Genomic DNA, 12,530 nt, shown 5'->3' on the forward strand with positions numbered 1-12,530 from the left:
TATTAATTGAAAACTGGAGGAACACATGAAAAGGAAATCACTGTTTTTGTTTATCTTTATAATGACCATCCTGGTTATTGCAAGCTGCAAACCCAAGGCTGGTCCGGCATCGCCGCTCTCTGCCGCGCTCAGCGAACTATCGGGCACGGTGGACACAAAAAAAGCGGGCGAGGAAACCTTTAGTCCTGCAAGTGGGGATACCGTGCTCGAGGTGAATGGGCAGGTCCAAACCGGCGACGATGGACGTGTGCGTCTTGACCTGTCTTCCGGAACGATCATCCGAGTGGCGCCCTCCTCTCTGTTCACCCTGATTGCCAACGATGAAGTGGAGGGCGGACTCGCCACGAGACTTAAATTGGATATTGGCAAATTATTCATCATCCTCGACGGCGGCAGCGCGGATGTGGAAACGCCTTCCGGCGTGGCGTCCGTGCGCGGCTCCTACATGAAGGTCGAGGTTGACCCTGAGACCCTGGACATTTACGTTACCTGTTTGGAGGGCAATTGCTCGGCAAACAACCCGGCCGGCGCAGTGAATTTCACGGACGGACAAAAAGTCATCCTCTTCCATCGCGACCCGGTCACTGGCAATTGGACTGTGCCCAACGTGGAGCCCATGACACCCGAGGAATTTCAGGAATGGCTGGACGAAAACCCAGAAGCGAAGGAACTCTTCGAACAGGCCATGGCAACCGTGACCGCTCTGGCGCAGCCGACGGCAACCTCCATCCCAACCCAAACTCCCGAGCCGACAGCCACCCTGCAGCAGGCAGCCCCTCCGGCTGACTCCAGTAACGGCTGTTTTGGGATCATTCAACCGGCGGGAGGAGCGGGTCTGCCAAAACAGGGAGCGGTCAACTTTGAATGGGAGGCCCAGCCCGGCGCGCAGCAATATGTTGTAACCTTCATCGATAAAAATGGGTACCGGGTCACCATCCCGACTACGGGCACAAACGCCACATGGTACATTGAAATCTTCCCGGCCGGCGGGGAGTTCAGCTGGTTTGTGACCTCCTTTGGCGCGGATGGCAGCGAGATCTGCTCGACCACATCTTCCACCTTTACCAAACCGCAGGGCGAGCCCACGCCGAAACCGGCCGTGGAACAAGATCCGGAGCCTGAGCCTGTGCCCACCTGCGATCCTTGCGATGTAGAAGCCAGTTGCTATGATGAGGAACTATATTATGAATGTTTCCCTGAACAAGGTGAATAATGGCAGAAAACAATAAAAGCCAGCTTAACCTGCGCCTAACCCTGGTGGCAGGCACGGCAATTCTCCTGCTTCTCCTTCAGCTTGCCGGGCTGTCTGCGAGAATCACAACGCCGCTCGAGCTCTTCGAATACTCTGCGCGGGACTCATTCATGCGCCTGCGCGGGGTTGAAGAACCATCCGATGATATTGTCATCGTGGCCATTGATGATTTTTCATTCCAGTGGACAGGGACTCAATGGCCCTGGCCGCGTTCCTATTTTGCGGAAATTGTGGAGCAGATCAACAAAGGCGGCGGCAAGATCGTCGGCGTGGACATCCTGTTCTTCGAACAGGATGCAGATCCTGCCAATGATGAGGCCTTAGCGGCTGCGCTTGCCCGGTCACCGCATGCCGTTTCCATTGTCCAGGTCTTTGAAACCACGGTGGACGGGATCAGCTACCCGAGCTTCAAACAACCCATACCCGTCTACCGTGAAGTCCTCGACGGGATCGGCATCACAAATGTCAAACGCGATGAGGATGCCATTGTGCGCAGCGTGCAGGTAATGGAAACGTTCAACAACCTGCCCTATTATCATTGGGCGTTCGAGATCGCCAATATCCATCTGGAAACCCAGCCACCGTCCAGTAGCACAAGGAACAGGTTGACCTTCAATGGCGAAACCGTTCCCCTGTCCAAGGGCAGGCTTCTTGTTAATTTTGCGGGACCCGGCGGCACCTACCCCACCTATTCGGCATCGGATGTTCATGACGGTATTGCACTGGAACGAAATCCGGATGCATTTCGCGGCAAGATCGTCCTGATCGGCGCAACCACGATCACCCTTCAGGATATCTACCCCACCCCCTTCTCGGCCTCCATTCCGACAGCCGGCGTGGAGATCGTTGCCAACACCATAGACACGATCCTGCAGGGAAAATACATTGCCCTCGCCCCGCCCTGGATGATGCTCCTGATCACGCTGGCGGCGGCGGTTATCGCGTATTTGATTTCTTACTCAAAACGCCCGACACTGACCGTCACACTGCTGCTCATCAGCATGGCCGGTTATTTGAGCGCGGCCTTTATGTTTTACATCCGCCAGCGATACGTCCTGCCAATTGTTTCACCGCAGATCATGCTCTTTTTGGGAGTGATCCTCCCGACGCTGGAGCAGGCGGTTTCGCAGGAAATCGAAAAGCGGCGTGTCCGCAGTCTGTTCAGCCGCTTCATCTCGCCTGAAATGGTCGACCAGATTATATCCACGCAGGATTTGAATTCCCTGAACAAGCGTGCCGACCTGAGTATCATCTTTTCTGATATTCGCGGTTTCACCACCCTGTCCGAAAGGCTTGCCCCGGAGGACGTGGTTGCCTTTCTCAACCCCTATCTGGAAGCCATGTCCAAGGTGATCTACAAACACGGCGGCACGGTGGACAAATACGAAGGCGATGCGATTATTGCATTTTTCGGCGAGCCCGTCCCATATAAGGACCATGCCGCACGCGCGTTGCACGCATCCCTGGATATGCGAAGTGCCCTTGAGGAGCTCCGCGGGCAATGGAAAAAAGAGGGGCGCCCGAACGAGATCGACATGGGCATAGGCATCAACTCAGGCGAGGTGTTCGTGGGGCTGCTTGGCTCGGAACAGCGCATCAACTATACCGTCATAGGCGATAATGCCAACCTTGCCTCCCGCCTGCAGGACTTGACCAAGACGTATGCCTGGCCCATTCTGATCAGCGAGAGCACCTATCAACAGGTTAAGGATGAATTTGACGTGGAACTTGTCGACACCGTAGCAGTCAAAGGCAAGACCCAGGCCGTTAACGTATACAAGCTCATCGGGCGGAAGGGCGCACCAGAGTCAGAGCAGATCAAGCCCTGGCATAGCTAGCAGGCTCGAGCCTGGAAGTGAGGCGGCAGGTCATCCAATGATTTGCCGCCTTTTTTGATTGTGAAGTACTTGTGTGGAATTGTACAAAATCAGGTTTTATGATACATTTATGCATATATTTTACCGAGGCGAGGGCACATGAACGCTGAAAAAATACCGGATATTATCATCGGGCGTCTTCCCGTTTATCTGCGCGCATTGCAGCGCATGGCAGACAGCGGGCTGAAAACCACTTCTTCACAGGAATTGGGCGAGCATGTGGGCATCTCGGCCGCACAGATCCGCAAGGACATCTCGCAGTTTGGCGAGTTTGGCAAACAAGGCACCGGATACTCAATCGCCTACCTGCTCGATAAACTGCGCGAAATTTTGAAAGTGGACCGTATCTGGGATGTGGCGCTGGTCGGCGCCGGCGACATGGGTCATGCGCTTGCCAATTATCAGGGCTTCAAAGATCGCGGCTTTCGCATTGTGACCATCTTTGATAACAACAAGGAAAAGGTCGGTCAAAAGATCGGTGATTTCAGCATCGAAGATGCCGACAAGATGATCGAAAGGATCAAAGCCGGGGGCATAAAAATCGCCATGATCACCGCCCCAGCCGCCGCGGCACAAAGCATTGCCGAGAAACTTGTTCAGGCGGGCGTGAAGGCAATTCTCAACTATGCCCCCATCAGTTTAAATGTTCCCAATAACGTAAAAGTACAATATATCGACCCGTCCACCCACCTGCAAAGGATGACGTATTATTTGTAACCGCAGACCGAACGCGACTCGCCCGAAGCCATTCGCGGCGAGTTTTTTATTTGGAAAAAACCGCTTCGCTTCCCCGCCGATGCCTGTTCTTTTTTCAACGAACAGGAAAAAATCTGAGCCGGTTTCCGGTGCTCCAATCCAATGATGACCCCACTCCAATTCTTTCCAAAACTTGAAACTGAGCGTCTCCTGCTTCGTCCCTTAACAATGAACGATCTTGATTTCGTTTTCAGGCATTTCAGCGAACCTCTCGTCACGGAATTCCTGTTGGACGAAGCGCCCATTTCGGATATCGCCCAGGCACGGGAGATGATCGAGTCTTATCAGGAGTCTGAAACCAAATCCTGGAACCGTTGGGGTATCGTACTGAAAAACAATCATCAGATCATCGGCACATGCGGATACCACAAATGGAACAAACGCGATCTCCGCGCGGAGATCGGCTACGATTTGGGTCCTGAGTTTTGGGGAAAGGGAATTATGACGGAAGCGCTTCGTGCGGCACTTCAAAATGGGTTGGAGGGAATGGGATTAAATCGGATCGAAGCGATGGTCCATCCGCAGAATCAAGGTTCCCTGCACCTGTTACACAAACTGGGTTTTCAAAAGGAAGGCTTGCTGCGTGACTATCACCACTCAAATGGAAGTTTCCACAGCCACTATATCCTGTCCCTGCTGAAAAGGGATTGGAAATAAGAACACATCGAGACGCTGCCTCAGTTTAATAAAAACAGACGGCCCATTTAAGGATGGCCGTCTGTTCCCATACCGCTTGTTATTTATACCTGCGGCAAATTCCTGCGGATCACATTCAACATGCCAAAGCTTTTGACGGAGCCCTGCACCACACAGGTCAGCGGGTTATCCACAAGATATGCGGGGATGCCCAGTGATTTCGTCAGCAGTTTATCGATGCCGCGCAGCAATGCACCGCCGCCGCATAAGGCCACACCGCGGTCGATAATATCGGAGACCAGTTCAGGCGGGGTCTTTTCCAGCACCTTTCGCCCCGTTTCAACGATCTGTCGCAACGGCTCTTGAAGGGCCTCCACGATTTCGCCGGTGGTCAACGTGACCGGACGCGGTAAACCAGTGACCTGGTCCTGCCCCTGCACTTCCATGCTGTTTTCAATGTCCTGCGGGACAGCCGCGCCAATACGGATCTTCAATTGCTCCGCGGTCAACTGCCCGATGATCACACCATATTTACGGCGTACATAGTTAACAATGGCTTCATCCAAATCCAGGCCGCCCGCGCGCAGTGTGTCCGCGGCAACAATACCATACATGGCAATCACAGCGGCTTCCGTGCATCCGCCGCCCAGACAAATGATCATATTCCCAGACGGGGAATTGATCGGAAGGTCAATGCCGATTGCGGCAGCCAGCGGTTGTTGGATGAGGTACGCCTCGCGGCTTCCCGCCTCCATAATGGCCTCATACACCGCCCGACGCTCCACACTGGTCACCCCAAAGGGGACCGTGATCATTACACGCGGACGAAAAATACGCATCGAACCACTGACACGCTGCAGCAAATATGCCAGCAGGGTTTCGGTAATCTCGTAATCAGCGATGACCCCATGCCGGAGCGGACGCGCCACTTCAATTGTGTCCGGGACTTTCCCGTACATGTCACGCGCTTCCGCGCCAGCCGCCACCATCTTCTGATCTTCCACTTCGATGGCGACAATGGTCGGTTCCTCCAACAGCACCTGGGCGCTGTCAGCGAGACGGGTGAACATGGTTCCGAGGTCTACACCGAGGTCTTTCGAAAAGAATGCCACGCGGGTCTAATTCTCCGAAGGTGGCATGCGCATGCCACCCTTGTTGCGATAACGACGGACAGCATCCAGACGCAGGTTGGATTTGCGTAAAGCAGCTTCCATCGCCAGATAGGCATCGGTATCCGCAGGCAGTCCTTTTGCCAACACATCCTCCGCACGCTTGCGGGCGGCTTCTGCCCGGGATTCGTCGATCTCCTGCACATTCTCGGCTGCATCGGCAAGGACGGTAATGGTATCAGGTTGTACTTCCGCAATGCCGCCGGCAACGGTATAGAGTTCCTCCATGCCGCCCGTACGGACTTTGATGATTCCGTACTTCAAGGTGGTAAGGATGGGCGCATGTTTGGGCAGGATGCCCATCTCGCCATCCGCGCCGGGCAGGACAACCATATCCACATCCCCTGCGAATACAGTGCGGTCCTGGGAAACAATTTCACATCGAATGGTCATGAGTTCATTCCATGTCGTCATTTCGGGCTTCGCCCTTGTAACGACAATTTTAAGACTTCGCCAGTTTTTCCGCGCGTTCGCGGACGTCTTCAATGGTGCCAGCCATCATAAATGCCTGTTCCGGCAGATCGTCACATTTTCCGTCAAGGACCTCGCGGAAACCTCGGACGGTATCCTTAAGCGGAACATACCTGCCGGGGATGCCGGTGAAGCGCTCGGCAACATAGAAGGGCTGGGAAAAGAAACGCTCGATCTTGCGGGCGCGGGAAACGATCAATTTATCGTCTTCGGAAAGTTCGTCGATACCGAGGATGGCAATGATATCCTGCAAGTCCTTATAACGCTGAAGAACGCGCTGAACTTCGCGCGCGGTTCGGTAGTGTTCCTCTCCAACGATGTTGGGATCAAGAATTCGGGAGGTCGAACCAAGCGGGTCCACGGCGGGGTAAATGCCCTTTTCCACGATGGAGCGCTCGAGGGCAATGGTCGCATCGAGGTGGGTAAAGGTCGCAACAGGCGCGGGATCGGAGTAGTCATCCGCAGGGACGTACACTGCCTGCATGGAGGTGATGGAACCGGTACGGGTGGAGGTGATGCGCTCCTGCAACTCGCCCATTTCGGTGGCAAGGGTCGGCTGGTAGCCCACTGCAGAGGGCATACGCCCGAGCAGAGCGGACACCTCCGAACCGGACATCGAGAAGCGGAAGATGTTATCCACGAAGAGCAGAACGTCCTTGCCCTGATCGCGGAAGTATTCCGCCATCGAGAGCGCTGAAAGCGCCACACGCAGGCGCACGCCCGAGGGTTCATTCATCTGTCCGTAGACCATGACGGTGTCTTTCATAACGCCCGACTCGATCATTTCGCGATAGAGCTGGGTACCTTCGCGGGTACGCTCACCCACACCGGCAAACACGGAGTTGCCTTCGTGCTCGGTCGCCACGGAACGGATCAATTCCATAATAATCACGGTCTTGCCTGTGCCGGCGCCGCCGAAGATGCCCGTCTTGCCGCCTTTGGTGAACGGGGCGATCAAGTCAACCACCTTTACACCCGTCTCGAACACTTCCACCCGGGTGGATTGCTCGGAGAACGGAGGCGCCGGGCGGTGGATCGGATAACGGGTGGCGGCATTGACCTCACCCTTTTTATCGATCGGTTTGCCGAGCACGTTGAAAATACGTCCCAGAGTTGCGAGCCCGACAGGAACCGAAATAGGGGCGCCTGTTGCCCTGGCGGGAACACCGCGCTGCAGACCATCGGTTGAATCCATTGAAACAGTACGGACCCATCCATGTCCAAGGTGTTTCTGTACTTCCAGGATAAGCGGCTCTTTATCTGCGCGCTCCACCTCGATGGCTTCATAAATTCCAGGGATGCCGCCTGCGGGGAATTCAACATCCACCACACCGCCAAGAACTTGTACGACACGGCCGTTTGCATTTGCCATGATTTCCTCCAGTTATTTTGCGGCAAGCGCTTCCGCGCCGCCGACAATATCCAAAATATCGTTTGTGATCGCCTGCTGGCGAACCTTGTTATATGCCAGCTGCAAGGCGCCGACAAGTTCCTTGGCATTGTCGGTGGCATTACGCATGGCGATCATGCGCGCGGCATGTTCGCTGGCTTGTGATTCGAGAATCGCCTGATAGACCTGCAGGGCGGTGAAACGCGGGATGATCTCATCCAGAATCTCGCGCTGGTCGGGTTCATATTCATACGCGGCAGCGGGTCCATTTGCGGATTTGTGTTCATATTCCTCCACACGCCCCTCCCCGCCAAGTTCGAGCGGCAGAAGTTTCTTCACCGTGGCAACCTGACGTCCCATGTTGATGAAGTCGGTGTAAACGAGATAGACCTCATCCACATTGCCTTTGAGAAATTCATCCACGGCGAGGCGGCCAATTGCGGAAACGTCCACGAAGGTGGGTGCGGGGGGCAGATTGCTAAAATCTGCGATCACACGTTTACGGCGGCGGATAAGCAGGTCCCTGCCTTTTCTGCCAACGGCAATATAGTTAACCGGAGCAGGGTTCGGGTCAAAGCGCTGGGCCGTAAAACGGATCGCATTGGAATTGTATGCGCCTGCCAGTCCACGGTCACCGGTAACCACCACCACGAGGGTGTTGTTCACCGAATCGCGCGTTGCAAGCAGTGGATGCAGCGCATCCCGTCCGGGTTGTTCGGCAACGTGTTTCAAAACCTGCCACGCTTTTGTCGCATACGCGCGGGTCGCCGTAACCGCATTGATTGCCTTGCGGACCTTGCTGGCGCTGACCGTCTCCAGGGCGCGCGTGACCTGCGAAATATTCTTTACGCTCTTGATTCGGAGCCGCATTTCACGAGCGGAAGCCATAAGATTTTTCCTCTATTCCTTGATCAACCCTAAGCTGTCCAGCCCGCGCGGAAGCCATCCAGGGCTTTCGTCAAAGCGGCGCGATTATCATCGGTGATGGCTTTGCGGGTCAGAATATCCTTACCGATCTCGGGATGGGAAGTTGACATATAGCGCACCAGGTCCGCCTGCCATTGCGCCATTTTTTCAAGCGGCACCGCATCCGCATACCCGTTCGTGCCGGCATAAATGACAATGACCTGCTCCTCCATTTCCATGGGCTGGTATTGCGGCTGTTTGAGGATTTCCTGCATGCGCTGACCGCGGCCCAATTGCTGCTGCGTGGACTTATCCAGGTCGGATGCCATCAACGCGAACGCCGCCAACTCGCGGTATGCTGCCATGTCAAGGCGCAGACGCCCCGCCACCTGCTTCATCGCCTTGGTCTGGGCATCACCGCCCACACGCGAGACCGAGATACCCACATTCACCGCCGGGCGGATGCCCGCATTGAACAGGCTGCCTTCCAGGTAGATCTGACCGTCTGTAATTGAGATCACGTTCGTGGGAATATAGGCGGAAACGTCGCTGAGCAGGGTTTCAATGATCGGTAATGAAGTCAGTGAACCGCCCGTGCCTTTCACCTTGACCGCCCTGTGGCCCTCTCCGAGCGCCTTGGCGGCTTCTTCGGCTTCATGCGTGGAAAGCGGCCCTTCATACACTGTACCATTCACGGCATCTTTCACATCCGCAAGTTCGCCTTTGAAATCACTCTTCGTGATCACATAGCTGTTTGCAAGGCGGGCGGCACGTTCGAGCAGGCGGGAGTGCAGATAAAACACATCACCAGGGTAGGCCTCACGTCCGGGCGGACGGCGGAGCAGGAGCGAAACCTGACGGTACGCCCACGCATGCTTGGAAAGGTCATCATAGATGATCAACGCATCGCGCCCGGTCTCCATGAATTCCTCGCCGATGGCGCATCCCGCGTATGGAGCAATATACTGCAGGGTTGCAGATTCATCCGCAGCGGCAACCACGATGATGGTGTGATCCATCGCACCGCTCTTTTCGAGAATACCCACCGTGCGGGCAACGGCGGCCTTCTTCTGGCCGATGGCCACGTAAATACAGATCAAATCCTTGCCCTTTTGATTGATGATCGTATCGATCGCAATGGCGGTCTTGCCGGTCTGGCGGTCGCCGATGATCAACTGACGCTGACCGCGCCCAACAGGAATCATCGAGTCGATCGACTTGATGCCGGTCTGCACCGGCGTATCCACATCCTGACGCTCCACCACGCCCGGGGCAATGCGCTCGAGCGGACGGAAACCGGTTGTCGCAATGGGGCCCTTTCCGTCGATCGGCTCGCCCAACGCATTGACCACGCGTCCGATCATTGCATCCCCCACAGGCACGGAGGCTATGCGTCCGGTACCGCGCACGGTCATGCCTTCCACAATACCGTCGTACTCGCCCATCACGATCACACCGACGCTCTCTTTTTCAAGATTGAAGGCGGTGCCCATCACGCCATTGGAAAACTGCACAAGTTCCTGCGAACTTACATTGGCAAGTCCTTCCACGCGGGCGATCCCATCCCCCGCTTCCGTCACTGCGCCAAAATCGCTGACGCTTGGTTCGGGCTTAAAGCCTTCGATTTGTTTCTGCAGATCACCGGTGATCTGCTTGATCAGGTCTGACATTCAGTAGCCTCCGCCAAAATTCTTTTTACGTACAAGAACCCGGATAAGGGGCTTATCCGGGTATATGTGTTATTTTTCGCGTGCAACCATCTCAAAGTATACCTTCGTGAGCAGGGGTACAAGCGAGCCAATGATACCTGAAAGGCGAATGATTGTCTAGTTATGAACATTTTTTACCTTAAGAAATCATGTCTTCCGCCCCATCTGCGCTATGATTGCATGTGCAAGCGGCCATCCTTCGCCAAAGAGGAGAAAAATGCCTGAAGAAAAAAGCCGTATTAAGCGATATTGGAAGATCGCGGTGCTCGCCAATATAAAGGACGATACCCAGCCCAAGCCGGAAGGCGTCCCGCCGGACGCCTATGCCGATTTCGACCACATCGAAACCGTAGACTCGCTTCGCGCCGCGCTCGAAACGGATGGCCATAAAACAACTTTCATCCAGGCTGACAGAGACCTGCCCTATGCGCTCCGCACGGCAAAACCGGATATTTGTTTCAACATTGCCGAGGGCCTCGGCGGGGATGCGCGCGAGGCGCAGGTGCCTGCCCTGTTGGAAATGCTCCGCATTCCCTATACCGGTTCGCGTGTTTTAACAAACGGCATTTCTCTCGATAAAACCCTGACCAAACGCATCTGGCGCGACCGGCGCCTGCCCGTTGCGCCGTTCCAGGAATTCAGCGCCGCAGACGACTCCCTGCGCCCCGAATTGAAATTCCCGCTCTTTGTCAAGCCGGCCCGTGAAGGCACCGGCATGGGCGTGGACATGAAAGCCATCGTCAAGGACGAGAAGGAATTGCGCGAACGCGCTCAATACATCATCGATATTTACCAGCAGCCCGCCCTCGTGGAGACCTTCCTGCCGGGGCGAGAATTCACCGTCGGCATACTGGGGCGCGCCGATGCAAAGAAATTCTCCCGTCATCCCGAATGGTATGAAAAGGACGGCTTTCACCGCTTCCCCATTCTTGAACTGGACACCACCCGTACCGATGAGCCCTGGGTCTATACCAATGAAGCCAAATCCAAGGAGGTCGGCGCAGACGGCTCTCCCGGCTACTTCTGTCCCGCCGAGATCGAACCCGAACTGGAAAAGAAACTGAAACACCTCGCCTTGCGGGCGCACCTGATTCTCAACGCGCTGGATGTCTCCCGCACAGATATCCGCCTGGATGATGAAGGCAATCCGCGCCTGATCGAAATCAACACCCTGCCAGGGCTGACCCCCGATTACAGCGACCTGTGCCTGCAAGCCGCCGCCGAAGGCATACGCTATGAGGATTTGGTGCTGGAGATCCTTTATCTCGGCGCCAGCCGCTGGGGCATGCTCGCACCACGCGAGGATCTGCCAGAGACACCCAGGAAAAAATAAGAAAACAGGGTTATCTCACGACAACCCTGTCCATTTCGTAAAACGAACCCGTCCTACGAGATCGGCACCACGTTGGCAGCCTGCAGCCCTTTGGGACCTTCCTCCACGGAAAACTCCACCCTCTGTTCGGCTTCCAGCTTGCGGTAGCCGTCGGACTGAATGGCGCTGAAATGCACGAACACATCCTCGCCGCTCTCGCGTCCGATAAACCCGTACCCCTTGGTCGCATTAAACCACTTGACGGTTCCAACTAAACGTTCTGACATATTATATTTCTCCTGCTGAAAAAAATTTATGCCCGTCCACCTTCACGCTTTCAAAGGCGAATCGGGCACGCTGGGCGCAAGATTATCATGCCTGATAATGTGTGTCAAGATTTTAACATCCGCTTTCTCTTCATCTCCCGTGCCACCTCCACCGAAGCGTCATCGCCGCGCATCTCCAACTCGTGGACAATGCCCGCGTAGGACTCATCGTCGCGGTTTTGACTCAGTTTCGAAGCGGCCTCGAGGCCTGTCACGTCGATGGCAAATCCCGCCACGCCGTGCATCTCCTTCTCCACGAAATCCGTGGGCAGAGCTTCCATACTGTAGCCCGTGCCAACTTCGTGTTTCTTGACCAGTTTGCTGAGCAGGGCTCTGAGATCATCCCCCTCCAGCATGCGAACCTTGCCGTAGACATGGACGTTCATGTAATTCCAGGTCGGTACGTTGACGTGGTTGTACCACCTCGGCGAAATATACGTATGCGCGCCTTGAAAAATAAGCAGTACTTCCTGCTCGCCAAAACTCTTCCACTGCGGGTTCGCACGGGACATATGCCCCAATATCGTCAGCGACCCGTCCGCATTTTCAATCACTTCCGTCGGCAGGTGCGTCCCGATCAATTTCTCCCCGTCATGTGAAACGAGCACGGGGAAACCGTTCCCTTTCAGGAAATCGACAATTTTCGCATGATTTTCTTCGCGATAAAGTTTGGGGATGTACATAAATCAATTCTCCATGGTGGTTAGTACAAAAATCAATCGACCT

General features: G+C 55.1%; 12 protein-coding genes. 5 read left to right on the forward strand and 7 right to left on the reverse strand.

The features are described from left to right. The first annotated feature begins 25 nt into the window (after window positions 1-25). From QY332_17690 to QY332_17705, 4 genes are all read left to right on the forward strand, one after another. Window positions 26-1,213 carry a FecR family protein gene (locus tag QY332_17690; protein ID WKZ35447.1) on the forward strand — a complete coding sequence of 396 codons (1,188 nt, stop codon included), beginning with the start codon at window positions 26-28 and terminating at the stop codon, window positions 1,211-1,213. Next, window positions 1,213-3,090 carry an adenylate/guanylate cyclase domain-containing protein gene (locus QY332_17695; protein WKZ35448.1) on the forward strand — a complete coding sequence of 626 codons (1,878 nt, stop codon included), beginning with the start codon at window positions 1,213-1,215 and terminating at the stop codon, window positions 3,088-3,090. The genes QY332_17690 and QY332_17695 overlap by 1 nt, the downstream gene beginning before the upstream one ends. Window positions 3,091-3,228: 138 nt before the next feature. Further along, on the forward strand, window positions 3,229-3,846 hold the full coding sequence (locus tag QY332_17700; GenBank protein ID WKZ35449.1) for a redox-sensing transcriptional repressor Rex: 618 nt from the start codon (window positions 3,229-3,231) through the stop codon (window positions 3,844-3,846). A 141-nt stretch (window positions 3,847-3,987) separates the two neighbouring features. Next, the gene (locus tag QY332_17705; protein ID WKZ35450.1) at window positions 3,988-4,542 is read left to right on the forward strand and encodes a GNAT family protein; all 555 of its coding nucleotides are present in this window, start codon (window positions 3,988-3,990) and stop codon (window positions 4,540-4,542) included. Between the two features lie 83 nt (window positions 4,543-4,625). Here QY332_17705 and QY332_17710 read toward each other — a convergent pair whose 3' ends face one another. From QY332_17710 to atpA, 5 genes are read right to left on the reverse strand one after another with little or no spacing between them, the layout of a single operon-like run. Next, complete coding sequence (locus QY332_17710; GenBank protein WKZ35451.1) at window positions 4,626-5,633, reverse strand: rod shape-determining protein; 1,008 nt, start codon at window positions 5,631-5,633, stop codon at window positions 4,626-4,628. 6 nt (window positions 5,634-5,639) lie between these two features. Next, window positions 5,640-6,083 (reverse strand): ATP synthase F1 subunit epsilon, encoded by a 444-nt coding sequence (atpC, locus tag QY332_17715; GenBank protein ID WKZ35452.1) that lies wholly within the window; start codon window positions 6,081-6,083, stop codon window positions 5,640-5,642. 49 nt (window positions 6,084-6,132) lie between these two features. Further along, on the reverse strand, window positions 6,133-7,533 hold the full coding sequence (gene atpD, locus QY332_17720; GenBank protein ID WKZ35453.1) for a F0F1 ATP synthase subunit beta: 1,401 nt from the start codon (window positions 7,531-7,533) through the stop codon (window positions 6,133-6,135). Window positions 7,534-7,545: 12 nt separating this feature from the next. Beyond that, a complete protein-coding gene (gene atpG, locus QY332_17725) occupies window positions 7,546-8,439 on the reverse strand; it encodes an ATP synthase F1 subunit gamma (protein ID WKZ35454.1) in 894 nt (297 codons plus the stop codon). 29 nt (window positions 8,440-8,468) lie between these two features. Next, window positions 8,469-10,127, reverse strand: a complete 1,659-nt coding sequence (gene atpA, locus QY332_17730; protein ID WKZ35455.1) for a F0F1 ATP synthase subunit alpha — start codon at window positions 10,125-10,127, stop codon at window positions 8,469-8,471. Between the two features lie 256 nt (window positions 10,128-10,383). On the opposite strand from atpA, the gene QY332_17735 reads away from it, so the two are divergent. Further along, complete coding sequence (locus QY332_17735) at window positions 10,384-11,499, forward strand: hypothetical protein (GenBank protein WKZ35456.1); 1,116 nt, start codon at window positions 10,384-10,386, stop codon at window positions 11,497-11,499. A gap of 53 nt (window positions 11,500-11,552) precedes the next feature. Here the strand turns inward: QY332_17735 and QY332_17740 are convergent, their stop codons facing one another. Together QY332_17740 and QY332_17745 are read right to left on the reverse strand one after the other, a co-directional pair. Then, on the reverse strand, window positions 11,553-11,765 hold the full coding sequence (locus QY332_17740; protein ID WKZ35457.1) for a cold-shock protein: 213 nt from the start codon (window positions 11,763-11,765) through the stop codon (window positions 11,553-11,555). Between the two features lie 104 nt (window positions 11,766-11,869). Continuing rightward, entirely contained in the window at window positions 11,870-12,487 is a 618-nt protein-coding gene (locus QY332_17745) for an FMN-binding negative transcriptional regulator (GenBank protein ID WKZ35458.1), read from the reverse strand. Between the last annotated feature and the right edge of the window lie 43 nt (window positions 12,488-12,530).

The organism is Anaerolineales bacterium, assembly GCA_030583885.1.
Classification (GTDB): Bacteria; Chloroflexota; Anaerolineae; order Anaerolineales; family Villigracilaceae; genus Villigracilis.

Excerpts from the sequence above, each read along its gene's own strand:
- QY332_17690 (WKZ35447.1), top strand. The coding sequence starts at position 26 with ATGAAAAGGAAATCACTGTTTTTGTTTATCTTTATAATGACCATCCTG.
- QY332_17695 (WKZ35448.1), top strand. The coding sequence starts at position 1,213 with ATGGCAGAAAACAATAAAAGCCAGCTTAACCTGCGCCTAACCCTGGTG.
- QY332_17700 (WKZ35449.1), top strand. The coding sequence starts at position 3,229 with ATGAACGCTGAAAAAATACCGGATATTATCATCGGGCGTCTTCCCGTT.
- QY332_17705 (WKZ35450.1), top strand. The coding sequence starts at position 3,988 with ATGATGACCCCACTCCAATTCTTTCCAAAACTTGAAACTGAGCGTCTC.
- atpC (WKZ35452.1), bottom strand. The coding sequence starts at position 6,083 with ATGACCATTCGATGTGAAATTGTTTCCCAGGACCGCACTGTATTCGCA.
- atpD (WKZ35453.1), bottom strand. The coding sequence starts at position 7,533 with ATGGCAAATGCAAACGGCCGTGTCGTACAAGTTCTTGGCGGTGTGGTG.
- atpG (WKZ35454.1), bottom strand. The coding sequence starts at position 8,439 with ATGGCTTCCGCTCGTGAAATGCGGCTCCGAATCAAGAGCGTAAAGAAT.
- atpA (WKZ35455.1), bottom strand. The coding sequence starts at position 10,127 with ATGTCAGACCTGATCAAGCAGATCACCGGTGATCTGCAGAAACAAATC.
- QY332_17735 (WKZ35456.1), top strand. The coding sequence starts at position 10,384 with ATGCCTGAAGAAAAAAGCCGTATTAAGCGATATTGGAAGATCGCGGTG.
- QY332_17740 (WKZ35457.1), bottom strand. The coding sequence starts at position 11,765 with ATGTCAGAACGTTTAGTTGGAACCGTCAAGTGGTTTAATGCGACCAAG.
- QY332_17745 (WKZ35458.1), bottom strand. The coding sequence starts at position 12,487 with ATGTACATCCCCAAACTTTATCGCGAAGAAAATCATGCGAAAATTGTC.